Annotated in this window: 29 protein-coding genes, 1 tRNA gene and 1 pseudogene; 14 read left to right on the forward strand and 17 right to left on the reverse strand. The window is 65.6% G+C overall.

Annotated elements, in window-relative coordinates:
* Positions 1-10: 10 nt before the first annotated feature.
* The 6 genes and pseudogenes from ACYVH8_RS17340 to ACYVH8_RS17365 all read right to left on the reverse strand — a co-directional run.
* Complete coding sequence (locus tag ACYVH8_RS17340; protein ID WP_460490068.1) at positions 11-3,610, reverse strand: hybrid sensor histidine kinase/response regulator; 3,600 nt, start codon at positions 3,608-3,610, stop codon at positions 11-13.
* A 119-nt stretch (positions 3,611-3,729) separates the two neighbouring features.
* Positions 3,730-4,215, reverse strand: a complete 486-nt coding sequence (locus tag ACYVH8_RS17345) for a VOC family protein (RefSeq protein WP_460490069.1) — start codon at positions 4,213-4,215, stop codon at positions 3,730-3,732.
* A gap of 81 nt (positions 4,216-4,296) precedes the next feature.
* Entirely contained in the window at positions 4,297-4,959 is a 663-nt protein-coding gene (locus ACYVH8_RS17350; RefSeq protein ID WP_460490070.1) for a dihydrofolate reductase family protein, read from the reverse strand.
* Between the two features lie 112 nt (positions 4,960-5,071).
* Complete coding sequence (nadS, locus tag ACYVH8_RS17355) at positions 5,072-5,362, reverse strand: NadS family protein (protein WP_460490071.1); 291 nt, start codon at positions 5,360-5,362, stop codon at positions 5,072-5,074.
* Position 5,363: 1 nt separating this feature from the next.
* The gene (locus ACYVH8_RS17360) at positions 5,364-5,675 is read right to left on the reverse strand and encodes a type II toxin-antitoxin system RelE/ParE family toxin (protein WP_460490072.1); all 312 of its coding nucleotides are present in this window, start codon (positions 5,673-5,675) and stop codon (positions 5,364-5,366) included.
* Positions 5,676-5,741: 66 nt separating this feature from the next.
* A pseudogene (locus ACYVH8_RS17365) lies at positions 5,742-6,170 on the reverse strand (helix-turn-helix transcriptional regulator); the annotation flags it as partial.
* Between the two features lie 81 nt (positions 6,171-6,251).
* Between ACYVH8_RS17365 and ACYVH8_RS17370 the strand changes: the two are divergent.
* The 5 genes from ACYVH8_RS17370 to ureC all read left to right on the forward strand — a co-directional run bounded on the left by ACYVH8_RS17370 (position 6,252) and on the right by ureC (position 9,520).
* Positions 6,252-6,659, forward strand: coding sequence for a hypothetical protein (locus ACYVH8_RS17370; protein WP_460490073.1), 408 nt, complete (start codon positions 6,252-6,254; stop codon positions 6,657-6,659).
* Between the two features lie 213 nt (positions 6,660-6,872).
* Complete coding sequence (gene ureA / locus ACYVH8_RS17375; RefSeq protein WP_460490074.1) at positions 6,873-7,175, forward strand: urease subunit gamma; 303 nt, start codon at positions 6,873-6,875, stop codon at positions 7,173-7,175.
* Positions 7,176-7,184: 9 nt separating this feature from the next.
* The gene (locus tag ACYVH8_RS17380) at positions 7,185-7,349 is read left to right on the forward strand and encodes a hypothetical protein (RefSeq protein WP_460490075.1); all 165 of its coding nucleotides are present in this window, start codon (positions 7,185-7,187) and stop codon (positions 7,347-7,349) included.
* Positions 7,350-7,371: 22 nt separating this feature from the next.
* Complete coding sequence (locus ACYVH8_RS17385) at positions 7,372-7,677, forward strand: urease subunit beta (protein WP_460490172.1); 306 nt, start codon at positions 7,372-7,374, stop codon at positions 7,675-7,677.
* Between the two features lie 100 nt (positions 7,678-7,777).
* A complete protein-coding gene (ureC, locus tag ACYVH8_RS17390) occupies positions 7,778-9,520 on the forward strand; it encodes an urease subunit alpha (protein ID WP_460490076.1) in 1,743 nt (580 codons plus the stop codon).
* 19 nt (positions 9,521-9,539) lie between these two features.
* On the opposite strand, the gene ACYVH8_RS17395 is transcribed toward ureC, so the two are convergent.
* Positions 9,540-9,926 (reverse strand): type II toxin-antitoxin system death-on-curing family toxin, encoded by a 387-nt coding sequence (locus ACYVH8_RS17395; RefSeq protein ID WP_460490077.1) that lies wholly within the window; start codon positions 9,924-9,926, stop codon positions 9,540-9,542.
* A complete protein-coding gene (locus tag ACYVH8_RS17400; protein ID WP_460490078.1) occupies positions 9,923-10,147 on the reverse strand; it encodes an AbrB/MazE/SpoVT family DNA-binding domain-containing protein in 225 nt (74 codons plus the stop codon). The genes ACYVH8_RS17395 and ACYVH8_RS17400 overlap by 4 nt, the downstream gene beginning before the upstream one ends.
* Positions 10,148-10,210: 63 nt before the next feature.
* Between ACYVH8_RS17400 and ureE the strand changes: the two genes are divergently transcribed.
* From ureE to ureG, 3 genes are read left to right on the forward strand one after another with little or no spacing between them, the layout of a single operon-like run.
* Positions 10,211-10,831 carry an urease accessory protein UreE gene (gene ureE, locus ACYVH8_RS17405; protein ID WP_460490079.1) on the forward strand — a complete coding sequence of 207 codons (621 nt, stop codon included), beginning with the start codon at positions 10,211-10,213 and terminating at the stop codon, positions 10,829-10,831.
* Entirely contained in the window at positions 10,803-11,537 is a 735-nt protein-coding gene (locus ACYVH8_RS17410; RefSeq protein WP_460490080.1) for an urease accessory protein UreF, read from the forward strand. The genes ureE and ACYVH8_RS17410 overlap by 29 nt, the downstream gene beginning before the upstream one ends.
* A gap of 58 nt (positions 11,538-11,595) precedes the next feature.
* Positions 11,596-12,258, forward strand: a complete 663-nt coding sequence (gene ureG / locus ACYVH8_RS17415; protein ID WP_460490081.1) for an urease accessory protein UreG — start codon at positions 11,596-11,598, stop codon at positions 12,256-12,258.
* A 29-nt stretch (positions 12,259-12,287) separates the two neighbouring features.
* Here ureG and ACYVH8_RS17420 read toward each other — a convergent pair whose 3' ends face one another.
* Entirely contained in the window at positions 12,288-12,809 is a 522-nt protein-coding gene (locus ACYVH8_RS17420) for a GNAT family N-acetyltransferase (protein ID WP_460490082.1), read from the reverse strand.
* A 22-nt stretch (positions 12,810-12,831) separates the two neighbouring features.
* Positions 12,832-14,019 (reverse strand): alkane 1-monooxygenase, encoded by a 1,188-nt coding sequence (locus ACYVH8_RS17425; RefSeq protein WP_460490083.1) that lies wholly within the window; start codon positions 14,017-14,019, stop codon positions 12,832-12,834.
* Positions 14,020-14,135: 116 nt separating this feature from the next.
* On the opposite strand from ACYVH8_RS17425, the gene ACYVH8_RS17430 reads away from it, so the two are divergent.
* On the forward strand, positions 14,136-14,513 hold the full coding sequence (locus ACYVH8_RS17430; protein ID WP_460490084.1) for a homoserine dehydrogenase: 378 nt from the start codon (positions 14,136-14,138) through the stop codon (positions 14,511-14,513).
* 94 nt (positions 14,514-14,607) lie between these two features.
* Here the strand turns inward: ACYVH8_RS17430 and ACYVH8_RS17435 are convergent, their stop codons facing one another.
* Complete coding sequence (locus tag ACYVH8_RS17435; protein WP_460490085.1) at positions 14,608-15,084, reverse strand: FKBP-type peptidyl-prolyl cis-trans isomerase; 477 nt, start codon at positions 15,082-15,084, stop codon at positions 14,608-14,610.
* A 73-nt stretch (positions 15,085-15,157) separates the two neighbouring features.
* Here ACYVH8_RS17435 and grxD point away from each other — a divergent pair, with 73 nt between their 5' ends.
* Entirely contained in the window at positions 15,158-15,481 is a 324-nt protein-coding gene (grxD, locus tag ACYVH8_RS17440; protein WP_460490086.1) for a Grx4 family monothiol glutaredoxin, read from the forward strand.
* Positions 15,482-15,620: 139 nt separating this feature from the next.
* Positions 15,621-16,943, forward strand: a complete 1,323-nt coding sequence (gene paeA / locus ACYVH8_RS17445) for a polyamine export protein PaeA (protein ID WP_460490087.1) — start codon at positions 15,621-15,623, stop codon at positions 16,941-16,943.
* Here paeA and ACYVH8_RS17450 read toward each other — a convergent pair.
* Positions 16,921-17,559: a lytic transglycosylase domain-containing protein gene (locus ACYVH8_RS17450; RefSeq protein WP_460490088.1), complete on the reverse strand. Its 639-nt coding sequence runs from the start codon at positions 17,557-17,559 to the stop codon at positions 16,921-16,923. The two genes, paeA and ACYVH8_RS17450, sit on opposite strands and share 23 nt — an antisense overlap.
* 17 nt (positions 17,560-17,576) lie before the next feature.
* On the reverse strand, positions 17,577-19,322 hold the full coding sequence (locus tag ACYVH8_RS17455) for a proline--tRNA ligase (protein WP_460490089.1): 1,746 nt from the start codon (positions 19,320-19,322) through the stop codon (positions 17,577-17,579).
* Between the two features lie 91 nt (positions 19,323-19,413).
* Between ACYVH8_RS17455 and ACYVH8_RS17460 the strand changes: the two genes are divergently transcribed.
* Positions 19,414-20,061, forward strand: coding sequence for an RNA pyrophosphohydrolase (locus ACYVH8_RS17460; RefSeq protein WP_460490090.1), 648 nt, complete (start codon positions 19,414-19,416; stop codon positions 20,059-20,061).
* Between the two features lie 21 nt (positions 20,062-20,082).
* Here the strand turns inward: ACYVH8_RS17460 and proB are convergent, their stop codons facing one another.
* The 4 genes from proB to rplU all read right to left on the reverse strand — a co-directional run bounded on the left by proB (position 20,083) and on the right by rplU (position 23,154).
* Complete coding sequence (proB, locus tag ACYVH8_RS17465; RefSeq protein ID WP_460490091.1) at positions 20,083-21,219, reverse strand: glutamate 5-kinase; 1,137 nt, start codon at positions 21,217-21,219, stop codon at positions 20,083-20,085.
* A 140-nt stretch (positions 21,220-21,359) separates the two neighbouring features.
* A complete protein-coding gene (cgtA, locus tag ACYVH8_RS17470) occupies positions 21,360-22,436 on the reverse strand; it encodes an Obg family GTPase CgtA (protein ID WP_460490092.1) in 1,077 nt (358 codons plus the stop codon).
* A gap of 136 nt (positions 22,437-22,572) precedes the next feature.
* Positions 22,573-22,830 carry a 50S ribosomal protein L27 gene (gene rpmA, locus ACYVH8_RS17475; protein WP_460490093.1) on the reverse strand — a complete coding sequence of 86 codons (258 nt, stop codon included), beginning with the start codon at positions 22,828-22,830 and terminating at the stop codon, positions 22,573-22,575.
* 12 nt (positions 22,831-22,842) lie between these two features.
* Entirely contained in the window at positions 22,843-23,154 is a 312-nt protein-coding gene (rplU, locus tag ACYVH8_RS17480) for a 50S ribosomal protein L21 (protein WP_082605348.1), read from the reverse strand.
* A gap of 211 nt (positions 23,155-23,365) precedes the next feature.
* Between rplU and ACYVH8_RS17485 the strand changes: the two genes are divergently transcribed.
* Positions 23,366-24,295 (forward strand): polyprenyl synthetase family protein, encoded by a 930-nt coding sequence (locus ACYVH8_RS17485; RefSeq protein WP_460490173.1) that lies wholly within the window; start codon positions 23,366-23,368, stop codon positions 24,293-24,295.
* Positions 24,296-24,319: 24 nt separating this feature from the next.
* A tRNA-Pro gene (locus ACYVH8_RS17490) sits at positions 24,320-24,396 on the forward strand.
* The last annotated feature ends 137 nt before the right edge of the window (positions 24,397-24,533 follow it).

A 24,533-nucleotide genomic window follows, 5' to 3' on the forward strand; every position in this document is an offset into this window, starting at 1 on the left:
CGCTACTCTATCAAGCACCTTGGGAGGGCAACGACCGCCTCAGCCCGAACGGCGGAACATGATCGGCGCTGTCAATGAGCGCGAGGATGGCGTCGAAGCGGTAAGCGCGTGTGAGTGGTCGCACCTGCTCCACCCAGCTATGGTGCGCGGGGTTCTGCACCTCGATCTCATCGAGCAGGCGCACGATGCCGCGGTAATAACCCAGCGCCACCAGCTCGCGCAGTTCGGCCAGACATTCGCTGCGCGGCGGCACCAGAGGCGTGGGCGGTGGCGTGGGCGCGGCCACGGGCTCGGGCCGCACGGTCCACTGCAGTTGCAGGCGGCGCTCCAGCCAGTCGAGCAGCTCACTGTGGCGGATTGGTTTGGTGATGAAGTCGGTGGGGGTGATGCCGGCGTCGTTCTCCAGGCCCTGGTCGAAGGCATTGGCCGAGACCACGGCCACGGGCAGTTTCGCCAGGCCATTCAGGCGGCGCAGGCGGCGTATGGTTTCCCAGCCGTCGATGCCGGGCATGGCCAGGTCCATGAAGACCACGTCGGGGCGGTAACCCGCGGCCAGCAGGTCCAGCGCGTCATGCCCGCTGGCGGCGGTGCGCAGCACGAAGCCCAGGGGCACCAGCAGCTGGCTCAGCATCTCGCGGTCGGGTTCTTCGTTGTCCACCACCAGCACGTGGCGGCGTGCGCCCGCGTATGCACGGCGCGGCGGCTTGGGGGCCACGGGTTTGGCGGAGGGCAGCGCAGCATGCACCTCGGGCAGGAAGAGCTTGACGTGGAAGACCGAGCCCAGGCCCTGGGTGCTCTGCACGGTGAGCTCGCCGCCCATGAGGTCGGTAAGCATCCTGGCGATGGTCAGGCCCAGGCCGGCGCCGGGTGTGCCCTGCGAGGAAGCGGCGCGGGTGAAAGGCTCGAACAGGCGCTCGGTCTCCTGCAGGGTCATGCCGGGGCCGGTGTCGCGGATGTCGATGTGCGCCATCTCGCGCGCGTAGCGCAGGCTGAAGGTCACCTCGCCCTGGGCGGTGAACTTGATGGCATTGCCCAGCAGGTTGATGAGGATCTGGCGCACGCGCTTCTCGTCGGCGCGCACGCGCTCGGGCAGCACCGAGAGCGGCGTGAAGTGGAAGGCCAGGCCCTTGGCCGCAGCCTGCAGCTCGAACATGGCGGCCAGCTCGTTCACACAGGCGGCGAAGTCCATGGGCTTGAGGTCCAGCGTGAGCTTGCCCGATTCGATGCGGGCCAGGTCCAGCGTGCCTTCGATCAGCGTGAGCAGGTGTTCACCCCCGCGGCGGATCACCTGCACCGCGTGCTTGCGGTGCGCGGGCACCTGCGGGTCTTCGCCCATCAATTGCGCGTAACCCAGGATGCTGTTGAGCGGCGTGCGCAGCTCGTGGCTGATGGCGCTGATGTAACGGCTCTTGGCCTGGTTGGCCTGCTCGGCCTGCTGCTGGGCGCGTTCGGCCTGCATGCGCGCGTGCTCTGCGATCTGGCGCGCGTCCTGCAGGGCGGCGTCGGTCTGCTGGTGCAGTTCGATCTCGCGCATGAGCAGGGCGGTCTGGCGATTGGATTCTTCCTGCGCCACCTGCCGGCTCTTGTGTGCCAGCACCACCCACCAGGCCACCATGCCCGCGATGAGCAGCAGGGCCATATAGGTTTTGAGGAAACCGCCGCGCAGCGCGGCCTGCACGAAAGCGGGCAACTCGCTGTCGGCGTAGACCCGGGCCAGGGCCTGCAGCTCCTGTTGGTAGAACAGGCCGAAGACGCCCGCCAGCAGCGGCACGGTGACCAGCATGAGCAGCAGGAAATGCGCAAGGCCCGTGTCCAGATACGGCCACAGGCTTTTGGGCAGCAGGCGCTGCAGCGTGGCCGACCACTGGGCCGAGAGGCTGGCGTGCGGTTTGCACAGGTCGCCGCAGCGCGCGTCCAGCGTGCAGCACAGGGAACAGATGGGGCCCTGGTAGGCCGGGCAATGGGCCATGTCCGGGCCCTCGTACTCGCCTTCGCAGATCACGCAGCGGCGCACGGCGTAACGGACATAGGCTTCCGTTCGCCCTGAGCTTGTCGAAGGGCTCGCGAGGGCTTCGACAGGCTCAGCCCGAACGGAGGGATCGGATGTGCGCGCGATGTAGTAGCGCCCGCGTGTGGCCCAGGCGATCAAGGGCGCGGTGACAAAGGCCGTACCCAGCGCGATCAGCGCCGAGAAGGCCTGGGCCAGCGGACCGAACAGGCCCAGGTAGGCCGTGACCGAAAGGATGGAAGCCAGCGCCATGGCGCCCACGCCCACGGGGTTGATGTCGTAGAGGTGCGCGCGCTTGAACTCGATGCCCTTGGGCGACAGGCCCAGGGGCTTGTTGATGACCAGGTCGGCCACCACGGCCATCATCCAGGCGATGGCGATGTTGCTGTACAGGCCCAGCACGTCGCCCAGGGCCTGGAAGACGTTCATCTCCATCAGCATGAAGGCGATGAGCGTGTTGAACACCACCCAGACCACACGCCCCGGGTGGCTGTGCGTGAGGCGCGAGAAGAAGTTGCTCCAGGCCAGCGAGCCGGCGTAGGCGTTGGTGACGTTGATCTTGAGCTGCGAGATCACCACGAACAAGGCGGTCGCCGCCACCGCCCAGCCGTAGTTGGGGAAGACGTATTCGTAGGCGGCCAGGTACATCTGGTTCGGGTCCACCGCGCGGTCGATGGGCACCGAATGCGTGATGGCCAGGTAGGCCAGGAGCGCGCCGCCCAGCATCTTGACCACACCCAGGATCACCCAGCCCGGCCCGCCGGCCAGCACACCCAGCCACCAGCGCCCGCGTGTGGCCGGAGTCTTGGCGGGCATGAAACGCAGGTAGTCGGCCTGCTCGCCCATCTGGGTGATGAGGGCGATGCCGACGGTCAAAGCGGCACCAAACAGGGGCAGGGCGAAGTCCGAGGTATGGCCTTTCTCCCCCTTGTAGTGCACAACGCCCGAAAACGCGGCGGGGTCCAGGGACAGCACAAAGGCAAAGGGCACGACCAGCATGAGCAGCCAGAGCGGCTGCGTCCAGACCTGCAGGCGGCTGATGGCCGAGACCCCGTGCGTGACCAGGGGGATGACCACCAGCGCGCAGATGAGGTAGCCCCAGCTGGGCGGGATATTCAGCGCCAACTCCAGCGCATAGGCCATGACCGCCGCCTCCAGCGCAAAGAAGATGAAGGTGAAGCTCGCGTAGATCAGCGAGGTGATGGTGGAGCCGATGTAGCCGAAGCCCGCGCCGCGCGTGAGCAGGTCCATGTCCACCCCGTAGCGCGCGGCGTAGACGCTGATGGGCCAGCCCGCCAGGAAGATGATGAGCCCCGTGGCCAGGATGGCCCAGAAGGCATTGGCCCAGCCGTACTGCACCAGCAGCGTGGCGCCCACCGCCTCCAGGATCAGGAAGGAGGCCGCGCCAAAGGCCGTGTTCGCCACCCGCCATTCGCTCCACTTGCGGAAACGCTGCGGCGTGTAGCGCAAGGCGTAATCCTCCATGGTCTCGCGGCCGACCCAGGAGTTGTAGTCGCGCCGGATCTTGACGATGGACTGCACGGCTGCCGGGGCATACGGCGGCACAGCAAGGTCAGCGGAGGGGCGTACCGGGGTGTCCATGCCCCGGGAGAGTGCAGATTCCGTGCCATGCCCCGGGGTGGGGCGGAAACTGCCTGGCGTTTGAGTTGAGGCCGCGGCCCCTCAGGGACGTCGGCCTGCGGCGTATGGTTAACCGCCACTCAGCCGCGAAGCGCTGCCTCAATGGCACTGACGTCGATTTTTGTCATTTCCATCATCGCATCGAACGCGCGCTTGGCGGCAGCCGGGTCGGGGTCGCTTATGGCTCTTGTCAGCACCACCGGTGTGATTTGCCACGACACCCCCCACTTGTCCTTGCACCAGCCGCAAGCGCTTTCCTGGCCACCATGGCCAACGATGGCGTTCCAATAACGATCCGTTTCGGCTTGATCCGTGGTTGCCACCTGGAAAGAAAATGCTTCGCTTGGCGTGAATGCAGGCCCACCGTTGAGCCCGAGACAGGGGATGCCCATGACAGTGAACTCCACGGTCAACACGTCTCCTTTCTTCCCCGACGGAAAATCTCCCGGCGCGCGTAACACTGCGCCGACAAAGGAGTCTGGAAAGGTATCGGCGTAGAACCGTGCCGCTGCTTCTGCACCGCCCTTGTACCAAAGGCAAATCGTGTTCTTTGCTGGTGTTGCCATGTCACTTCTCCATTGAGACAGAAATTCCCGCTTCTGCACGTCGGCTCTACGGTACTTCTTTTTGGCGGCCAACGGAACCGGTTAGACGTCATGGTTCCCTTGGCGCCGAAGTACCACATGCGTGGCCTTCTCCGACGCGACGAACTGAACGCATTCGTATCCCTGGACCCGCATGTCTACCCCCTCGAACAATCGCTCTCCCCCGCCCAGCAGGACCGGCGAGATGGCGATGTGCAACTCATCGATGAGGCCCTCGCGCAGATATTGCCGGATGGTGTCAGGCCCGCCGCCGATGCGCACATCCTTGCCCTTGGCGGCGTTGCGCGCCCGGTCCAGCGCCTCGTGGATGCCGCCCGTGACGAAGTGGAAGGTCGTGCCGCCTTCCATCTCGATGGGCGCGCGCGCGTGATGGGTCAGGATGAACGTGGGAACGTGATAGGGCGGGCTGTCGCCCCACCAGCCTTTCCAGTTCATGTCGGGCCAGGGACCACGTATGGGCCCGAACATGTTTCTTCCGAGTATCCAGGCCCCGACATTCTGAAAGCCACGGGCGGCGAAATCATCGTCCACCCCGGTGGTACCGCCGTCCTTGCCGAACAAGGCCCGCTGGAGCGTGCGTGTGGGGAGTAGCCACTGGTGCAGATCCGTTCCGCCCACGCCGAGCGGATGGTTGAGGTCCTGATCCGGACCGGCGCCGTATCCATCGAGCGAAATGGTGAAGCCCTCAACGCGAACTCGTGTCATTGCTTGCCTTCCTTTTGGTTGACGCCTAGCTCAGCCTTTCCCCAACAGGCCATGCGGGGCTCAAGCACGAGCAAACCCAGTAAACTTGTTTGTTCTCACCAGCACAAGCTGCTCAAACGTGCAGCGACTTCAGCGCCACCTCAGGCGCGGTCGACATGATCTTGAGCAGCGCGGCGGCTGGGCCGGTGGGGCTGCGTCGGTGCTGCTCCCAGTTCTGCAAGGTCTTGACGCTCACACGCATGAGCCGTGCAAACTCGCCCTGCGACAAGCCGATCTGTTCACGAATCGCCTTGGCATCGGGGGTGCTCACTTCCTTCCGGCGTGAGGCTGGCATCTTGCCCTTGGCGATGGCGCCCGCTTCCTGCAGGCTTTTCTTGAGGTCTTCAAACAGTGTCTTGTCCATGTCATAACTCCTTGACCAGTTCCCGAAGGACGGCCACTTCCTTCTGCGTCAGGTTGTCCTTGCTGGACTTGGGGTAGACCACCAGCATGTAGATCAGGTGGTCGTCCTTGACCCAGTAATAAATGGCGCGCACCCCGCCGCTTTTCCCTCGCCCCTGCACGGCATGCCGCAGCTTGCGGATGCCACCCCCACCCTTGATGAGAGCGCCCCGTTCGGGGTCGTCCGCCAGGACGTTCTGCATTTCCCGGTACTCGTCATCGGTCAGCAATTCCGTGACCAGGCGCGTGAAGGTCGGCGTCTCGATGAACTCCATGGCCTGTCATTCTATGCGCCAATGGCGTATAGCGCAAACGAAGCGAAACCAGCCTGCTGTACGTGATCAACCCTCCTGCAACAGACTGCTCGCAATCGCCGCCGCCGCCGTGCGCGTCTCCACGCCCAGCTTCTCGAAGATGTGTTCCAGGTGCTTGTTGACCGTGCGCGGGCTCATGCCCAGGATGTCGCCGATGTCGCGGTTGGTCTTGCCCTTGGCCAGCCAGGAGAGCACCTCGGTCTCGCGCGGGGTGAGCGCGGCCACGGAGAGGCGGCGTTGCGCGGGGTCGGACGCGGGGGCCACGCGGCGCAGCAGCACCATGATCTCGCCCGGGCCGCCCTGGCCCAGGTGGCGCGCCTGCAGCTGGCCGCCGTCGGGCAGGGGGGCCAGGGTCTCGCCCTGGTGCACGACCTGCTGCAGCCACTGGCGCTGGGCCGCGTCGTCCTGCTCCGGGCCCAGGGCCTGGCCCAGCCAGCGCATGGCCTGCGGTGAGCGCTAGGCGATGCGCTGGCTTCCGCACAGGCCGCCGGCGAGCGCATCGCCCTGCACGGCTTCTGTTCCGACACACGCGCCCAGGTGCGCTACCACCGGCTGCTGGATTTCGGCGCGCCGCTGGACGCCTTGGCCGAGGCCCGGCTGCGCGCCGTGCGGCCCGCCTGGTCCACCCGCCTGGGTGCGGCTCTGCGCCACGCCACCGCCCTGCTGGCCGCCGAGCCGGCCGCGCGGCGCGCGCTGCTGGTACTCACCGACGGCGAACCGTCCGACGTGGATGTGCACGACAGGCACCACCTGATCGCCGACGCCCGGGCCGCCGTACAAGCCGCAGCAGGCCTGGGTTTGCCGGTCTGTGGCCTGACCGTGGACGCCGGCGCGGCCGCTTATGCGCGTCAGATTTTCGGAGCGCAGAACTACCGGATCGCAGCAAGGCCGGAACAGCTGCCGCGCCAGCTGGCCGCCTTGCACGCACGGTTTTCAGGCGCTTGAAACCGAAAAATGCCGCCTCCAGGTGCACAAAGGGATGACGACGCACCCGAAACAGGCGAAACTCCGGGCCCAGGCACAAATCTGGACAGACCACCGTGCGAGCAATACGGCACGGCTATTGCATGAGCAGGACACAACGCACGACCATGGAACTCACGCCGCGCGTTCGACCTGCCGTTGCGACCGCACGGTCTGATTTTGAAACGAAGCGATATGGAACTGACTCCCCGTGAAAAAGACAAGCTGCTGATCTTCACCGCCGCCCTCCTGGCCGAACGGCGTATGGCGCGCGGGCTCAAGCTCAACTACCCTGAAGCCGTGGCCTACATCAGCGCCGCGGTGATGGAAGGCGCACGCGACGGCAAGAGCGTGGCCCAGCTCATGAGCGAGGGCCGCACCCTGCTCAAGCGCAGTGACGTCATGGAGGGCGTGGCCGAGATGATCCCCGACATCCAGGTCGAAGCCACCTTCCCCGACGGCAGCAAACTCGTCACCGTGCACCAACCCATTGTTTAAGGAAGCGCCATGCGCAAGCTCTGCACCGCCCTCTCTTCCCTGCTCATCAGCAGCGCCTCGCTGGCCCATGAAGGCCACGGCACCACCGAGATGCACTGGCACGCCACCGACCTCTGGGGCTTCGTTGTCTTCGGCGCGCTGGCGATCATGGTGATCTGGCACCTGCGCAAATAAGTCGCACGCCATGGCCCCCGCTCTGATCCCCGGCGAACTGCTGATCGACGACGGCGCGCACACGCTCAACCCGGACCGGCGCACGCTGACCCTGGTCGTGCAGAACACCGCCGACCGACCCATCCAGGTCGGCTCGCACTACCACTTTGCCGAGACCAATGGCGCGCTGGACTTCGACCGCGCGGCCGCGCGTGGCATGCGCCTGAACATCGCCAGCGGCACGGCCGTGCGCTTCGAGCCCGGCCAGCAGCGCACGGTGGAGCTGGTGGACTACGCGGGTGAGCGCAGGGTCTACGGCTTTCGCGCGCTGGTCCGGGGAAAACTGTAGACGAGGAAGATACCGTTCGGGCTGAGCCTGTCGAAGCCCAGAGTGCAAACATATGAACAGCCCTTCGACAGGCTCAGGGCGAACGGAGCAAGAGGCGGACATGTCCTTCATCACCAAACGCGCCTACGCCGAAATGTTCGGCCCCACCGCAGGCGACCGTGTGCGCCTGGCCGATACCGGGCTGATCATCGAAGTCGAGCAGGACTACACCCTGCGGGCCGGCGGCTACGGCGAGGAAGTGAAGTTCGGCGGCGGCAAGACCATACGCGACGGCATGGCGCAGAGCCAGCGCACGCGCGATGGAAAAGGAACCGGCCCCGAGGCCGGGGGCGCCATGGACACGGTGCTGACCAACGCGCTCATCATCGACCACTGGGGCATCGTCAAGGCCGACATCGGCCTGAAAGACGGACGCATCGCCGTCATCGGCAAGGCCGGCAATCCCGACACGCAGCCCGGCGTGGACGTCATCATCGGCCCGGGCACCGAGATCATCAGCTGCGAAGGCAATATCGTCACGGCCGGCGGCATCGACAGCCACATCCACTTCATCGCCCCGCAGCAGATCGAGGAGGCGCTATGTAGCGGCGTGACCACCATGCTGGGCGGCGGCACGGGCCCGGCCACGGGCACCCTGGCCACCACCTGCACCCCCGGCCCCTGGAACATCGAACGCATGCTGCAGGCGGCCGACGCCTTCCCCATGAACCTGGGTTTCCTGGGCAAGGGCAACGCCAGCCTGCCGGCCGCGCTGCACGAGCAGATCGACGCCGGCGTGATCGGCCTGAAGCTGCACGAGGACTGGGGCAGCACGCCCGCGGCCATCGACAACTGCCTGGACGTGGCCGAGGCCACCGACACGCAGGTGGCCATCCACTCCGACACGCTCAACGAGTCGGGTTTTGTCGAGAACACCATCGCGGCCGTGAAGGGCCGCGGCATCTGCGCCTTCCACACCGAAGGCGCGGGCGGCGGCCACGCGCCCGACATCCTGAAGGTGGTGGGCCAGGCCAATTTCCTGCCCAGCTCGACCAACCCCACCATGCCCTACACGGTGAACACGCTGGACGAGCACGTGGACATGCTCATGGTCTGCCACCACCTGGACCCGGCCATCGCCGAGGACCTGGCCTTTGCCGAAAGCCGCATCCGCAAGGAGACCATCGCGGCCGAGGACATCCTGCACGACCTGGGCGCCATCAGCATGATGAGCAGCGACAGCCAGGCCATGGGCCGCGTGGGCGAGGTCATCATCCGCACCTGGCAGACCGCGCACAAGATGAAGGCGCAGCGTGGCAAGCTCGACGGTGATGGCGCGCGCAACGACAACTTCCGCGTCAAGCGCTACATCGCCAAGTACACCATCAACCCGGCCATCGCCCACGGCATCAGCCACGAGGTGGGCAGCATCGCCCCGGGCAAGTGGGCCGATCTGGTGATCTGGAAACCGGCCTTCTTCGGCGTCAAGCCCACGCTCATCCTCAAGGGCGGCTTCATCGCCTTCGCGGCCATGGGCGATCCCAACGCCAGCATCCCCACGCCCCAGCCCGTGCACTACCGCCCCATGTTCGGCGCTTACGGCGGCGCGCTGCGCCAGACCTCGCTGACCTTCGTCTCGCAGGCGGCCCTGGCCGCTGGTGTGGGCCAGCGCTACGGCCTGGCCAAGCAACTGGCCGCGGTGAAGAACATCCGCGGCGTGAGCAAGCGCCACATGATCCACAACCACTACGTGCCGACCATGGAAGTGGATGCCCAGACCTACCAGGTGCGCGCCGACGGCCAGCTGCTGACCTGCGAGCCCGCCACCAGCCTGCCCATGGCGCAGCGTTATTTCCTGTTCTGAGGTCGAGGCATGGCCTGGCTTAACGCATTTGGATATGGGCTCGCAACCATGCGGCGAACGATGTTTCATCCATTTCACTTGCGGCGACACTCAACACCGTCAGCGTCGCCTCTGCCTGCGTCGCACGTAGCCGGTAACCGTTGGCCATCAGAAACAGGCCGACGGCCAGAAAAGCAGCACGCGTGTTGCCATCCACAAAGGAATGGTTCTTGGCCAAAACCACGCCATAGGACGCTGCAAGCGCAGCCACATCGGGGGTTTCGTACAGCGCCAGATTCACCGGCCGCGCCAGTGCCGAATCGAGCAGGCCTTCATCGCGCAAGCCGCTCGCACCGCCATGTTCAGCCAGACTCTCTTCATGCAGCAGCAACAGGACCTTGCGGTTCACCCATTTCCACGAACTCATTTGGCGAGTTGGTGGAAGGTGTCACGGTATTCGCGCATGAACTCACGCCCGGCCTGGAGCTGCGCTTCCAGTTCCGGGTCATAAGGCGTCAAGGTCACGCCGTTGGCTGCTTCGGTAACGAACAGCGTGTCGCCCTTTTCCACCTTCAGGCGCGCCAACACCTCCTTGGGCAGGATGACACCCACGGAGTTGCCGATCTGGGTCAGTTTGAGTGCGGTCATGGCGTTTCCCTTCTGTTATAACAGTTGTTATATTAACGATTTCCACCCCATCCGGCAAGCCACGTGATCACAGCCTCCAAACTTCTCTCGCAAGGCCAGGGCCTCGCCCCTGTGCTACTCAAGCGCGCCACCTCCGTCGAACTCGACTGGGACGTGCGCCAGAAAAGCCGCTTCGCCGCCACCGACAGCCTGGGCCGTGAACTCGGCGTCTTCCTGCCGCGCGGCACCCTGGTACGCGGGGGTGATGTGCTGGTGGCCGAAGACGGCTCGCTGGTCCGCGTGATCGCCGCGCCCCAAGCCGTGCTGCGCATCACGGCCTGCACCCAGCACGGTTCGCCTTTCGACCTCACGCGCGCCGCCTACCACCTGGGCAACCGACACGTGCCCATCGAGCTCAAACCCGATCACCTGAAGATCGAACCCGACCACGTGCTGGCCGACATGCTGCGCGCCATGCACCTGACCGTGGTCGAGGCACAGGAGGCCTTCGAACCCGAGGGCGGCGCCTACAGCGCGGGCGGGCACGGACACGATCATGGCCACGCGCATGAACACGATCATGAGCACGCACACGGCCACAGTCGTGCACAGGGCCACGAACACCCGCACGACCATGGACACGGTCCCGATTGCGGCCACGACCATGGAGACTCCCATGGACATGCGCACAAACACCCTCACTGAGCCGCTTTCGCCCTCCAGCCTGCTGCAGCTGATCTGGCTGGCTTCGCCGGCGCTGCCGGTGGGTGGTTTCTCCTATTCGGAAGGGCTGGAAGCCGCCATCGACGCCGGCCTGGTGAGCAACGAGGCCACGGCCAGCGACTGGCTGGTGCAGCAACTGCACCTGACCCTGGCGCGCGCCGACCTGCCCGTGATCGCCCAGGCCCTGATCGCCTGGCGCAAGGGTGACCACGCGCGCGTACGCGCACTCAACGCCTGGCTGCTGCAGACGCGCGAGACCGCCGAATTGAGATTGCAGACCGAGCAGATGGGCCGCTCGCTGCTGGAACTCCTCAAGACCGTTCGCCCTGAGCTTGTCGAAGGGCCCGCACGCGCATGGGCTTCGACCGGCTCAGCCCGAACGGATGATGTGCCCAGCTATCCCGTTCTGTTCGCACTCGCCGCCTCGGGCAGCGGCGCCGGTGCGCGCGACGTGCTGCTGAGCTACGCCTTCGGCTGGGCCGAGAACATGATGCAGGCCGCGCTCAAGGCCGTGCCCCTGGGCCAGACGTCTGGCCAGCGCATCCTGGCGCGCCTGTCCACCGGGATTCCCCTCGCCGTCGAGCACGCTCTGGCCCTGCACGACGAAGACCGCCAGGCCTTCAGCCCCATGCTGGCCATCCTCAGCAGCCGGCATGAAACCCAGTACTCCAGACTCTTCCGCTCCTGAATTAATAGCACCGTTCGCGTTGAGCCTGTCGAAACGCCCACGCCAGAAAGAACAGACCATGAACGCACCTGCCCTGCACCACATCGCCAACCGTTCCAAGCCCCTGCCCCCGCTGCGCGTGGGCATCGGCGGCCCCGTCGGCTCGGGCAAGACCACCCTGCTGGAAATGCTCTGCAAGGCCATGCGCGAGAAATACGATCTGGTGGCCATCACCAACGACATTTACACCAAGGAAGACCAGCGCCTGCTGACCGTCAGCGGCGCGCTGCCGGCCGAACGCATCATGGGCGTGGAAACCGGCGGCTGCCCGCACACGGCCATCCGCGAGGACGCCTCGATCAACCTGGAAGCCATCGACCGCATGCTGGTGGACTTCCCCAATGCCGACGTCGTTTTCATCGAGAGCGGGGGCGACAACCTGGCCGCCACCTTCAGCCCCGAGCTCAGCGACCTGACGATCTACGTGATCGACGTGGCCGCCGGCGAGAAGATCCCGCGCAAGGGCGGCCCCGGCATCACCAAAAGCGACCTCTTCGTCATCAACAAGACCGACCTCGCGCCTCACGTGGGCGCCAACCTGGACGTGATGAAGGCCGACACCGAGCGCATGCGCACCAACGCACAGGGGCTCAAGCCCTTCGTGATGACCAACCTCAAGACGCTGGCGGGGGTGGACGAGGTGGTGAAGTTCATCGAAACGCGCGGGCTGCTCAAGGCCTGAGGTCCGCGCACCCGGCGCGAGGGCAGCGCCTAGCCGTCCACAGGTTCCAGCGGCGTGTCGAGCACCCGCTGATAAAAGGCCAGGTCCAGCCAGCGCCCGAACTTGAAGCCGGCCTGCCGTATGGTGCCGGCGTGCACGAAGCCCAGCCTGGCGTGCAGTGCAATGCTGCCCTGGTTCGCTGCGTCGATGCCACCCACCAGCACATGCACCCCTTGCATCCTCGCACGCGACACCAGGGCTTGCAAGAGCTGCTCTCCGAGACCACGGCCCCGGTGCAGATGGTGAACATAGACCGAGTGCTCGACCGTGTATTTGTACGCCGGCCAGGCCCGGAAGCTGCCATAGCTCGCGAAGCCCAGCAATTCCCCGGCATCCGACACCAGCCCGAGCACCGGGAAGTTGCCCGCCTCCTTGGCCTTGAACCACCCCGCCATGCTCTCCAGGGTGCGCGGCTTGTAGTCGTAGATCGCCGTGGAATTGGCGATCGCTTCATTCAGGATGGCGAGGATGGGCTGCGCATGCTGCTCGTAAGTGCAGGTGATCAGTTTCATGCGTGCCGCCATGACTTCCACATCAGTGTTGGGGCACGCCATACCGCGCCACGATCTCCTCGCGCCGCGCCGGATCGATGTTCACCTTGCCCAGGTCCCCCCGCACATGCGGCAGCGCCAGCAGGCGCGGGTCCATCACCCTGAACCACAGCGGCGGGAGGTAGGCCAGCGGGAACATGCCGAAGTAGCCGCTGGGCAGCTGCGGCAGGTCCGGAAAATCACGCAAGGACTGGTAACGCCGTGAAGGATGGGCATGGTGGTCGGAATGACGCTGCAGATGGAACAGCGCGAGATTGGTGACCAGGTGGTTGGCGTTCCAGGAGTGGTAGGGCTGCGGCGTCTCGTACTGGCCATTGGGCAGGCGATCGCGCAGCAGGCCGTAGTGTTCCACGTAGTTGGCCGAGGTCAGCTGCCACCAGGCCACCACGTTGTGCACGGCCAGAAAGGGCAGCATGATCCAGCCCCAGGCCGCAACGAGCCCGAGCTGCAGCAGGGCCGTGATGGCGTAGGACTGCAGCATGGTGTTGTGCAGGCTCCAGACGCCACGGCCTTCCTTCTGCAGCCGCTCCTTCTCCAGCACCCAGGCGCGGCGGATGCCGCCGGGCAGTTCGCGCAGGGCGAAACGGTAGATGTTCTCGCCCATGCGTGCGCTGGCGTGGTCCTCGGGTGTGGAGACCCAGCGGTGGTGGCCGCGCCCGTGCTCCACGGTGAAATGGCCGTAGGCCGGCACGGCCAGCACCAGGCGCGCCAGCCACTGCTCGGTGCGTGTGTACTTGTGGCCCAGCTCGTGGCCGGTGTTGATGCCCAGGCCCGAGTCGGTGCCGGCGATGTAGGCCAGCATCAGCACGGCCCACCATGAAAGGTCGTGCGTGCCCACCCACCCCGCGCAGCCGACCAAGGCCAGGAAGTGCAGGGGCACGGTGGCCCAGGTCAGCCAGCGATAGTAACGGTCCTGCTCCAGCTGGGGCACCATGGCTTCGGGCGGGTTGTTCTCGTCCTCGCCGATGAAAAAATCCAGCAGCGGCATGAGGCCGTAGCTGATGAGCAGGGGCAGGCCCAGGGCGATCTGCGCGCCGGTCCAGGCCTGCAGGGCCATGCCGGTGAAGGGCAGCAGGGGGTAGACCACGGAGAGCAGCCACCAGGCGCGCTTGCGGTCGCGGTACTGCACGCGGCCCAGCTGCGGATCGTCTGCGACATACGCCTGCGACATGTGTCTGCTCTTTGGTGGTCCTTGGTGATAACCATTATGAGACAGGGCGGTCGCCTGGGCTAGCATGGCCCGTATGCGCTGGCACCAGCCACCGGCCAACCCCGAAAGGACATCTCTTGGAACAGCAACGCATTGCCATCATCGGACTGGGCCGCATCGGCTCGGCCTTCCTGAGCCAGATGCTGCAAAAGCGCAGCCAGGGCATCGAGCTGGTCTGCGCCGCCGAAGCGGCCGACACCCCCGGCCGTCAACTCGCGGTCAAATCCGGCATCGCGATCAAATCGCTGGATGACATCGTGGCTCTGGGCAACGGCATCGACGTGATCTTCGATCTGACCGGCCTGCCCGAGGTTCGCCGCGAACTGCGCGACAAGCTGGTGGCAGCCAAAAACGCACACACGGTGATCGCTTCGGAAACCATCGTGCGCGTGATCTGGGCCCTGATCAGCCAGAACGCCCTGCCCGTCATCCAGGGCCGCAAGACCGGTTACTGAGCCGGACCGAATGGTTCTTTGGAACTTGTGAAGAAATCGTAGCGAGCGGCCCGAGCGCAAGGCGGACGGAGCGCAGTAGATTTATCGCAAGTTCTCAGTGATGGTGGCCGTGGGCCCCATGCACATGGCCGTGGGCGATTTCCTCGGCGCTGGCGGCACGCACGTCCACCACCGTGACGCTCAGGCTCAGGGCCTTGCCAGCCAGGGGGTGGTTGCCATCCAGGTGCACCTCGGGGCCCTTGATCTTCACCACGGTGAAGACATGGGTGTGCCCGTCTTCGCCCCGGCCTTCGAGCTGGCCGCCGACCTTGACCCCGGGCGGGAACTGGGTCTTGGGGATGACCTGCACCAGGGCCTCGTTGCGCTCACCGAAGGCGTCGGCCGGCTGCAACTCCAGGCTGGCCTGGTAACCGGCCTCGCGGCCCTCCAGCGCCTCCTCTACCTTGGGAAAGGTGTTGCCGTAGCCGCCATGCAGGTAGGCGTTGGGCTCCTTGCCGTCCTCCAGCAGCTTGCCCGTGGCGTCGCTGATGCGGTAGCGGATGGTGACGGCGGTGTCTTTGGTGATCTTCATGATGGGATGGGATTCTGCGGCCTGGGGCCAAAAATGAAATAATTACGGCATTCGACTTCAAGGATACCGAAATATGAGCGACGCCCAGCAACGCATCGACGACCTCGTCAAACAGAGCGAGGTGCTCCTTTTCATGAAGGGCAGCGCCAGCTTTCCCATGTGCGGTTTTTCCGGCCGCGCCATCCAGATCCTCAAGGCCTGCGGCGTGGACCCCAAGACGGTCAAGACCGTCAATGTGCTGGAGGACGACGGCATCCGTCAGGGCATCAAGGAATACAGCAACTGGCCCACCATCCCCCAGCTCTACGTCAAGGGCGAGTTCATCGGCGGCTCCGACATCATGATGGAGATGTACGAAAGCGGTGAGCTGCAGAAGGTGCTGGGCACCCAGGCCTGAACCCCGACGCTGCCCGCCCCGACCACCGCCAGCCCCCGCGCTGCCGGTGGTTTTTTCTTGCCCGGACGAAACGCAGAAAAACGGCTGGCCGCTACACTCAGCCTCAAGTCCCTCACGGGGATGCGCCCCCCACCCCACCATGAGTCTCACGCAAAGCCTCATCGTCATCACCCTGCTGATCGGCGTCAGCGCCTTCTTCTCGATGGCCGAGATGTCGCTGGCCGCCTCGCGTCGCCTGCGCCTGCGCCAGCTGGCCGACGAGGGGGATGCACGCGCCGAGCGGGTGCTGCGCATCCAGGAACAGCCGGGGCACTACTTCACCGTGGTGCAGATCGGCCAGAACGCGGTGGCCATCCTGGGCGGTATCGTGGGTGAAGGGGCTTTCAGCCCGCTGCTGGACCGCCTGCTGCAGGCCTGGTTGTCGGCCCCTGCAGCCGAGACCACGGGTTTCGTGCTGTCTTTTGCGCTGGTGACTTCGCTGTTCATCGTTTTCTCCGACCTTTTCCCCAAGCGACTGGCCATGGCCGAGCCCGAGCGCCTGGCCCTGCTGCTTCATGGCCCCATGCGCCTGTGCATGCAGGTCTTCAAACCTGTGGTCTGGGCCTACAGCCGCACCACCGATGGACTGTTCCGCCTGCTGGGGCTCTCATCCCAGCGCGACGACCGCGTCACCCCCGACGACATCCTGGCCCTGACGGAAGCCGGCGCCCAGGCCGGTGTGCTGGCCCGTGATGAGCAGCAGGTGATCGCCAACGTCTTCGAGCTCGACACACGCACGGTCAGCAGCACCATGACGGCGCGCGACCGCATTGCCTGGTTCGACAAGAACGACAGCGATGCCATCGTGCGCGCCCGCATCACGGCCGAGCCCTTTTCCACCTACCCGGTGTGCGACGGCAACATCGACCACGTGGTCGGCTATGTGGACGCCAAGGACCTGTTCCAGCGCATCCTGAAGAACCAGCCCATCCGCCTGGACGACCCCGCCCTGCTGCACAAGGCCGTGGTGGTGCCCGACCGCTTGACACTGACCGAGGTGCTGGCGCAGTTCCGCCAGGCGCACGAGGACTTCGCCGTCATCGTCAACGAGTACAGCCTGGTGGTGGGGGTGGTCACACTCAACGACGTCATGAGCACGGTCATGGGCGACCTGGTCGCACCGGCCGATGAGGACCTGATCGTGCAGCGCGAGGAAGGCTCCTGGCTGATCGACGGTATCACCCCCATGGCCGATGTCCAGCGGGTGCTGGGCCTGGAAACCCTGCCGCACGCTGCGGACTACGAGACCCTGGCCGGCTTTCTGATGGTGATGCTGCGCCGTGTGCCGCGCCGCACGGACCGCGTGCTGTGGGAAGGCTACAGCTTCGAGGTGCTGGATGTGGACAGCTACCGCATCGACCAGGTCATGGTCACGCGCAACGGGGCGGCAGCCGCGCCGCTCAACGCTCCACCGGCGCCCTAGGCTCGTCGCGGAACTGCCAGGACCGCTGCGCGGCGAACACCGCGTTCGGGTAAGGCGATTTGCCGCGTGAACCGTTGTAGCGCCCCAGCGCCATGAAGAGGTCCCCGCGCTCGCGCTCCAGGTAGTGGCGCAGGATCACGCAGCCGAAGCGCAGATTGGTTTGCATGTGGAACAGTTTGCCCACATCACCATCGCCGATCAGGCGCGACCAGAAGGGCATGACCTGCATGTAGCCGCGCGCGCCCACGCCGGACACGGCGAATTTGCGGAAGTTGCTTTCCACCTGGATCAGGCCCAGCACAAGGGCCGTGTCCAGGCCGGCGCGTTTGCTTTCGTACCAGACGGTCTGCAGGAAGTCGCGGCGCTCGGGCCACTCCGCCTTTTTCTTGCGCATACGCTCGCTCATGGCGCCGAGCCAGCGCAGATAGGCCAGGCGCGCCTCGGTGTCGGTGAACACGGGCACCGGCGGCGCGGTGTTGGCAATGGCCGCGCCCAGGGCCGTGCGCACGGCGTCGGCCAAGGGCTCTTCGATCTGGCCACCGGCACGCGCCAGCGGTGGCAGGCCCATACCGGCAGCGAGCGCCAGCAAGGCCCGCAGCCCTGTGCGCCGCTGCATGGCCGGCCCTGTCATCGTCAGGCGCCGAGCTTGGACTTCAGCACGGCGGCCATGTCCGCCAACGGCAGAGGGGTGGCGGCCGCATCGCGGCGATGCTGGTACTCGACCTTGCCTTCCTTGAGCGTGCGGTCGCCGATGGTGACGCGGTGCGGCACGCCGATCAGCTCCCAGTCGGCGAACATGGCGCCGGGGCGCTCGCCGCGGTCGTCCAGGATCGCGTCGATGCCGGCCGCCATCAACTCGGCATAGAGCATCTCGGAGGCGGCTTTCACCTCGGGGCTGCGGTCCGGGTTGATGGGGCAGATCACCACGGTGAAGGGGGCGATGGCGTCGGGCCAGATGATGCCCTTGTCGTCATGGTTCTGCTCGATGGCGGCGGCAGGCAGGCGCGTGATGCCGATGCCGTAGCAGCCCATCTCCATGAACTGCGGCTTGCCGTTCTCGTCGAGGAAGGTGGCGTTCATGGCACGGCTGTACTTGGTGCCCAGGTAGAACACATGGCCGACCTCGATGCCGCGCTCGATGGACAGCGCGCCCTTGCCGTCGGGCGAGAGGTCGCCCGCCACCACGTTGCGGATATCGGCCACGAGATCGGGTTCGGGCAGGTCACGGCCCCAGTTGACGCCCGTGAGGTGGAAGTCCACCTCGTTGGCGCCGCAAACCCAGTCGGCCATGACGGCGACCTCGCGGTCGGCGACGATGTGCACCGGCTGCTTCAGGCCGATCGGGCCCAGGTAACCCGGCTTGGTACCGAAGTGATCGACGATTTCGGCCTCGGTGGCGAAGCGGAAACCACCTTCCATGCCCGGCAGCTTGCCGACCTTGACTTCGTTCATGTCGTGGTCGCCGCGCAGCAGCAAGAGCCAGATGCGCGTCTTGGCTGTCTCGCCTTTTTCATTGAGCGTGTCGCTCGCCAGCACGATGGACTTGACCGTGCGCGCCAGCGGCAGGCCCAGCAGCGCAGCCACATCGGCGCAGGTGCTCTTGCCCGGCGTGGCCGTCTTCTGCCGGGCCTGGCCGGCGGCCGGACGCGGCGCCTGCGGCGCCAGGGCCTCGGCCTTCTCGATATTGGCCGCGTACTCGCTGCCCGGGCAGTAGACGATGGCGTCCTCGCCCGTGGCGGCGATCACCTGGAATTCCTCGCTCAGGTCGCCGCCGATGGCACCGCTGTCGGCGGCCACGGCGCGATAGCTCAGACCGAAGCGGTCGAAGATTTTGCGGTAGGCCTGGGCCATCACCTGGTAGCTGGCCTTGGCAGCAAGCTGGTCGCGGTCGAAGCTGTAGGCGTCCTTCATGATGAATTCGCGCCCGCGCATCAGGCCAAAACGCGGACGGCGCTCGTCGCGGAACTTGGTCTGGATCTGGTACAGGTTCTTGGGCAGCTGCTTGTAGCTCTTGATCTCCTGGCGCGCGATGTCGGTCACCACCTCTTCGCTGGTGGGCTGGATGACGAAATCGCGGTCGTGGCGATCCTTGATGCGCAGCAGCTCGGGGCCCATCTTGGCGAAACGCCCGGTCTCCTGCCAGAGCTCGGCGGGCTGCACCACGGGCATGGTCAGCTCCACGGCGCCGGCGCGGTTCATCTCCTCGCGCACGATGGCTTCCACCTTGCGGATCACGCGCAGGCCCATGGGCATGTAGTTGTAGATGCCGGCGCCCAGCTTCTTGATCATGCCGGCGCGCATCATGAGCTTGTGGCTCACCACCTCGGCGTCAGCCGGTGCTTCCTTGAGGGTGGAGACGAAAAATTGGGAGGCTTTCATGGGGGCTTTTTCTGGCGGATGCAGGCTGATCCCCTTGCCCGGCGACAGGCGCCGTGCATAATGGAATCAGTTCAAAATTTGGGGTTTGATTATGCTTGACCGGGACGGCTTTCGGCCCAATGTCGGCATCATCCTGCTCAACCAGAAAAACCAGGTTTTCTGGGGCAAACGCATACGCACCCACTCGTGGCAGTTTCCGCAGGGTGGCATCGACCGGGGCGAAACCCCGGAACAGGCCATGTTCCGCGAGTTGCACGAGGAGGTCGGGCTCCAGCCCGAGCACGTGCGCATCATGGCCCGGACCCGCGACTGGTTGCGCTACGAGGTGCCGGATCGTTACATCCGACGCGAAGCACGTGGGCATTACAAGGGCCAGAAGCAGATCTGGTTCCTGCTACAGCTGCTGGGCCAGGACTGGCACCTGAACCTGCGCGCCACCGACCACCCCGAGTTCGACGCCTGGCGCTGGAACGAGTACTGGGTGCCGCTGGACATGGTGGTGGAGTTCAAGCGTGGTGTCTACGAGATGGCGCTGACCGAACTGGCGCGCTACCTGCCGCGCAACGACCAGCGCAACCGTTTCCTGCGCCAGGGCCATCGCCTGCGCGAGAACGAGCCCCTGCCCTCGACCCGGGAGACCGGCAACCACGGCATGGAATTGCCCCCGGGCGCCAGCTTCAACCCCGATCCACAGTCGGACCAGCCCGGCAAGGACCGCACGGAACCGCAGGGGCAGTGAAACGCCCCTGGCGGTGCGGCCTTAGCGCGTGATCACGAGGTTGTCCCTGTGCACCATCTCGGGTTCGGCTGTGTAGCCCAGCAGCTTCTCGAACTCGCTCGAAGGCTTGCGGCACAGCAGGCGCGCCTCGGCGCTGGCGTAGTTGGCCAGGCCACGCGCAATCTCGGCGCCCTGCGCGTCGCGCACGGCAATCACCTCGCCACGTGAGAATTCACCTTCCACGGCCGTCATGCCGATGGGCAGCAGGCTCTTGCCTTCCTCCTGCAGCTTGCGCACCGCGCCGGCATCCACCACGACAGCGCCGCGCATTTGCAGATGGTCGGCCATCCACTGCTTGCGCGCCTGGTTCTTGGCGGTCTGTGCCACCAGCAGGGTGCCGATGGATTCCCCCTGCGTGAGGCGCACCAGTGCATCGGGTTCGCGGCCCCAGGCAATCACGGTGGACGCACCGGACCCCGCCGCGCGCTTGGCCGCCAGAATCTTGGTGATCATCCCGCCCTTGCCCAGGCTGGACCCAGCCCCGCCGGCCATGGCTTCGAGAGCCGGGTCGCCGGCTTGAGCTTCATGCACGAACTTCGCCGCCGGGTCCTTGCGCGGATCGGCCGTGTACAGGCCTTTCTGGTCGGTGAGGATGATGAGCACGTCGGCTTCGACCAGGTTGGCCACCAGGGCGCCCAGGGTGTCGTTGTCGCCGAACTTGATTTCGTCGTTGACGACGGTGTCGTTCTCGTTGATGACCGGCACCACGCCCAGCTTGAGCAGGGTCAGCAGGGTGGAGCGGGCATTGAGATAACGCTCGCGGTCGGCCAGGTCGGCATGCGTGAGCAGCACCTGGGCGCTGCCCAGGCCATGCGCGCGCAGCCGCGTCTCGTACATCTGCGCCAGGCCCATCTGGCCGACGGCGGCGGCGGCCTGCAATTCGTGGATTTCCTTGGGGCGGGTGATCCAGCCCAGGCGCTTCATGCCCTCGGCGATGGCCCCGCTGGAGACCATGATGACTTCGCGCCCGTCGCCGATCAGCACCGAGATCTGGCGGCTCCATTCCTCGATCGCGGCCTCGTCCAGCCCGCGCCCCTCGTTGGTCACCAGGCTGGAACCGACCTTGACCACGATGCGCCGGGCGGCGCGCATAACAGATGTCGCGGAATTCTGATTCATGTTGAGGCGGCAACTGCAGGACGGGCGCCGGCAGCGTTGGATGGGAATCCGGGGATTCTAGTGCGCCGCCGGGCCGCCCCAAGGCGCACGCGCGCCCTCAGGGGGCAGCGCAGCACACGCAGTGGCAAGCGTGGGGGATCTCACAAATCTTCCGGGGGGACGTCCTTGAAGCGCGGGTCGATCTCGACATGCGGCTGCTCGGCCACCTGCTGGATCTTGACCTGTTCGTAGACGGCCTTGACCAGGTGCTCACATCCCTCGCGCGTGAGCGCGGAGATCTGGAGCACCGGACCCTTGTATTTCATGCGCTTGACGAAGTCCTTGACGCGGGCCTCGCGCTCGTCGACCGGGATCATGTCGAGCTTGTTGAGCACCAGCCAGCGCGGTTTCTCATAGAGCGCCGCGTCGTATTTCTTGAGCTCGGCCACGATGCCCTTGGCCTGGGCCACGGGGTCGACGTTGTCGTCGAAGGGCGCGAGGTCCACCACATGCAGCAGCAGGCGGGTGCGCTGCAGATGGCGCAGGAAGAGGTGGCCCAGACCGGCGCCTTCGGCGGCGCCTTCGATCAGACCCGGCAGGTCGGCGACCACAAAGCTCTGCTCTGGGCCCACGCGCACCACGCCCAGATTGGGGTGCAGAGTGGTGAAGGGGTAGTCGGCTATGCGCGGACGCGCGTTGGAGATGGCCGTGATCAGAGTGGACTTGCCGGCATTGGGCAGGCCCAGCAGGCCGACGTCGGCCAGCACCTTGAGTTCGAGCTTGAGGTTCTTCTTCTCGCCCGGCCAGCCGGGCGTCTTCTGGCGCGGGGCACGGTTGATGGCGCTCTTGAAGCGCATGTTCCCGAAACCGCCGTCACCGCCCTTGGCGATGGTGATGACTTCACCCGGCGTCAGCAGCTCGTACAGCACCTCGCCGGTCTCGGCATCGGTGATGATGGTGCCAACGGGCATCTTGAGCGTGATGTCATCGCCGGCGGCGCCGAACATGTCCGAGCCCATGCCGTGCTGACCGCGCTTGGCGTCGAAGCGACGCGTGAAGCGGAAATCGACCAGGGTGTTGAGATTGGAATCGGCCACGGCGAAGATGTGGCCGCCACGGCCGCCATCCCCCCCGTTGGGGCCACCGAACTCCTTGTACTTCTCATGCCGGAACGAGACGCAGCCGTTCCCCCCATCGCCGGCGGCGATGTCGATAAAGGCTTCGTCAACGAATTTCATGAGAACAATCTTCCCAAATGACAAGCCGCTGGCGGCTTGCGTTGCAGGCTAACTTCGCGCAGCGAAGTTAAACACAGTGGGCCGAAAACAAAAACCCTGCGCGGGGCGCAGGGTTTCGTGTGGAGCCAGGGCTGCCTCAAGCGGCGGTGACGTTCACCATGTGCTTGTTGAGTTCGCCCTTGATGGCAAACGACACCTGACCGTCGACCAGCGCAAACAGGGTGTGGTCCTTGCCGATACCGACATTGGTGCCGGGATGGAACTTGGTGCCACGCTGGCGCACGATGATGGAGCCGGCGCTGACCTGCTGGCCGCCGAAAGCCTTCACACCGAGCATCTTGGGCTGCGAATCGCGCCCGTTACGCGTAGAGCCGCCGCCTTTTTTCTGTGCCATGACTCGTGCTCCTTATGCGGAGATGGCGCCGATTTGCAGTTCGGTGAACTGCTGGCGGTGCCCTTGACGTTTCTGATAGTGCTTACGACGGCGCATCTTGAAGATGCGAACCTTGTCGTGCTTGCCGTGAGCCACGACCGTGGCTTTGACAGTCGCGCCGGACACCAGGGGCGTACCGACCTTGAGTTCAGCGCCGTTGCCGACAGCCAGAACCTGATCGATGACAATCTCCTGGCCTACGTCCGCAGCAATCTGTTCTACTTTAATTTTTTCGCCAGCAGCAACACGATACTGTTTGCCACCGGTTTTTATGACCGCGTACATGTATGACCTCTTTGTATGAGCCTCCGCAGACGGATTTCCGCAGAGCCCAATATTGTAGCACGGTTTGCGCTTACTGACATAGCCCCCTTGGGGACCGGCTGAGGTGGGGGCACGCCTTCCTATAATCGGGCCACTTCCGCACCGGTTTACCTCCATTCCACCCGTGAACGCCCCCCACCCCGCCTCCCCGCTCGCCCTGATCGCCGACGACATGCGGGAGGTGGACCGCGTCATCGCCGAAAAGCTGGATTCCGGGGTTCCCCTGGTGGGCCAGGTGGCGCGGTACATCATCGGCGCCGGCGGCAAGCGCCTGCGCCCGGCCCTGCTGCTGCTGGCCTGCGGCGCCCTGGGTTACCGCGGCGAGCAACGCTACAACCTCGCGGCCGTGGTCGAGTTCATCCACACGGCCACCCTGCTGCACGACGACGTGGTGGACGATTCCACCCTGCGCCGCGGCAACGCCACCGCCAACGAGACCTTCGGCAACCCGGCCAGCGTGCTGGTGGGCGACTTCCTCTATTCCCGCGCCTTCCAGATGATGGTCGACGCGCAGAGCATGCGCATCATGCAGGTGCTGGCCGACGCCACCAACGTCATCGCCGAGGGTGAGGTGCAGCAGCTCATGAACATGCACAACGCCGACCTGGACGAGGCCGGTTACCTGCAGGTGATCCGCTCCAAGACGGCCAAGCTGTTCGAGGCCAGCGCCCGCTGCGGCGCCATCCTGGCGAGCGCAGAACCCCTGCTGGAGGGGGCCTGCGCCGAATACGGCCAGGCCCTGGGCACGGCTTTCCAGGTCATCGACGACGTGCTGGACTACGCGGGTGATGCCGCGGTGATGGGCAAGAGCCTGGGAGACGATCTGCGCGAGGGTAAGGCGACGCTGCCGCTGATCGCCGCCATGCAACGCGGCTCGGACCCTGAGCGCAAGCTGATCCGCGACGCCATCGAGCACGGCTCGGTGGATGAGCTGGATCAGGTGATCGCCATTGTGCGACGCACCGGCGCCCTGGAGGTGTCGCGCCAGGCCGCGGCCCGCGAGGCCGAACGCGCCGTGGCTGCCGCACGGTGCCTGCCTGCCGGACCCCATGCCGCCAGTTTGATACAATTGGCGTCTCAACTGCTGGAACGTCAAGCCTGACGCCCGCCCGGCAGTCGGGGACATCGGAATGTAGCGCAGCCTGGTAGCGCACTTCGTTCGGGACGAAGGGGTCGGAGGTTCGAATCCTCTCATTCCGACCAATCACCTGCCTTCCTCTCATGGGCAGGTCCGGGCAGCCCCAAGGGCATCCCAACCCGGTTTTCTCCCCCTGTACTTTTCATGTTGCGCAGCAACGTCTGCTTGCAAAATGGCGCCGGGCTTTCGTTTACATCAGCCG

Source organism: Curvibacter fontanus, from assembly GCF_054780335.1.

Coding starts and splice junctions, on each gene's coding strand:
- cgtA (WP_460490092.1), bottom strand. CDS start 22,436: ATGAAATTCGTTGACGAAGCCTTTATCGACATCGCCGCCGGCGATGGG.
- ACYVH8_RS17400 (WP_460490078.1), bottom strand. CDS start 10,147: ATGACCGCACTCAAACTGACCCAGATCGGCAACTCCGTGGGTGTCATC.
- ACYVH8_RS17340 (WP_460490068.1), bottom strand. CDS start 3,610: ATGGACACCCCGGTACGCCCCTCCGCTGACCTTGCTGTGCCGCCGTAT.
- nadS (WP_460490071.1), bottom strand. CDS start 5,362: ATGGACAAGACACTGTTTGAAGACCTCAAGAAAAGCCTGCAGGAAGCG.
- ACYVH8_RS17425 (WP_460490083.1), bottom strand. CDS start 14,019: ATGTCGCAGGCGTATGTCGCAGACGATCCGCAGCTGGGCCGCGTGCAG.
- ACYVH8_RS17420 (WP_460490082.1), bottom strand. CDS start 12,809: ATGAAACTGATCACCTGCACTTACGAGCAGCATGCGCAGCCCATCCTC.
- rplU (WP_082605348.1), bottom strand. CDS start 23,154: ATGTACGCGGTCATAAAAACCGGTGGCAAACAGTATCGTGTTGCTGCT.
- ACYVH8_RS17345 (WP_460490069.1), bottom strand. CDS start 4,215: ATGGCAACACCAGCAAAGAACACGATTTGCCTTTGGTACAAGGGCGGT.
- rpmA (WP_460490093.1), bottom strand. CDS start 22,830: ATGGCACAGAAAAAAGGCGGCGGCTCTACGCGTAACGGGCGCGATTCG.
- ACYVH8_RS17380 (WP_460490075.1), top strand. CDS start 7,185: ATGCGCAAGCTCTGCACCGCCCTCTCTTCCCTGCTCATCAGCAGCGCC.
- ACYVH8_RS17435 (WP_460490085.1), bottom strand. CDS start 15,084: ATGAAGATCACCAAAGACACCGCCGTCACCATCCGCTACCGCATCAGC.
- ACYVH8_RS17360 (WP_460490072.1), bottom strand. CDS start 5,675: ATGGAGTTCATCGAGACGCCGACCTTCACGCGCCTGGTCACGGAATTG.
- ACYVH8_RS17485 (WP_460490173.1), top strand. CDS start 23,366: ATGCGGGAGGTGGACCGCGTCATCGCCGAAAAGCTGGATTCCGGGGTT.
- ACYVH8_RS17455 (WP_460490089.1), bottom strand. CDS start 19,322: ATGAAAGCCTCCCAATTTTTCGTCTCCACCCTCAAGGAAGCACCGGCT.
- ACYVH8_RS17460 (WP_460490090.1), top strand. CDS start 19,414: ATGCTTGACCGGGACGGCTTTCGGCCCAATGTCGGCATCATCCTGCTC.
- proB (WP_460490091.1), bottom strand. CDS start 21,219: ATGAATCAGAATTCCGCGACATCTGTTATGCGCGCCGCCCGGCGCATC.
- ureA (WP_460490074.1), top strand. CDS start 6,873: ATGGAACTGACTCCCCGTGAAAAAGACAAGCTGCTGATCTTCACCGCC.
- paeA (WP_460490087.1), top strand. CDS start 15,621: ATGAGTCTCACGCAAAGCCTCATCGTCATCACCCTGCTGATCGGCGTC.
- ureG (WP_460490081.1), top strand. CDS start 11,596: ATGAACGCACCTGCCCTGCACCACATCGCCAACCGTTCCAAGCCCCTG.
- ACYVH8_RS17350 (WP_460490070.1), bottom strand. CDS start 4,959: ATGACACGAGTTCGCGTTGAGGGCTTCACCATTTCGCTCGATGGATAC.
- ACYVH8_RS17450 (WP_460490088.1), bottom strand. CDS start 17,559: ATGCAGCGGCGCACAGGGCTGCGGGCCTTGCTGGCGCTCGCTGCCGGT.
- ACYVH8_RS17410 (WP_460490080.1), top strand. CDS start 10,803: ATGGACATGCGCACAAACACCCTCACTGAGCCGCTTTCGCCCTCCAGC.
- ACYVH8_RS17395 (WP_460490077.1), bottom strand. CDS start 9,926: ATGAGTTCGTGGAAATGGGTGAACCGCAAGGTCCTGTTGCTGCTGCAT.
- grxD (WP_460490086.1), top strand. CDS start 15,158: ATGAGCGACGCCCAGCAACGCATCGACGACCTCGTCAAACAGAGCGAG.
- ureC (WP_460490076.1), top strand. CDS start 7,778: ATGTCCTTCATCACCAAACGCGCCTACGCCGAAATGTTCGGCCCCACC.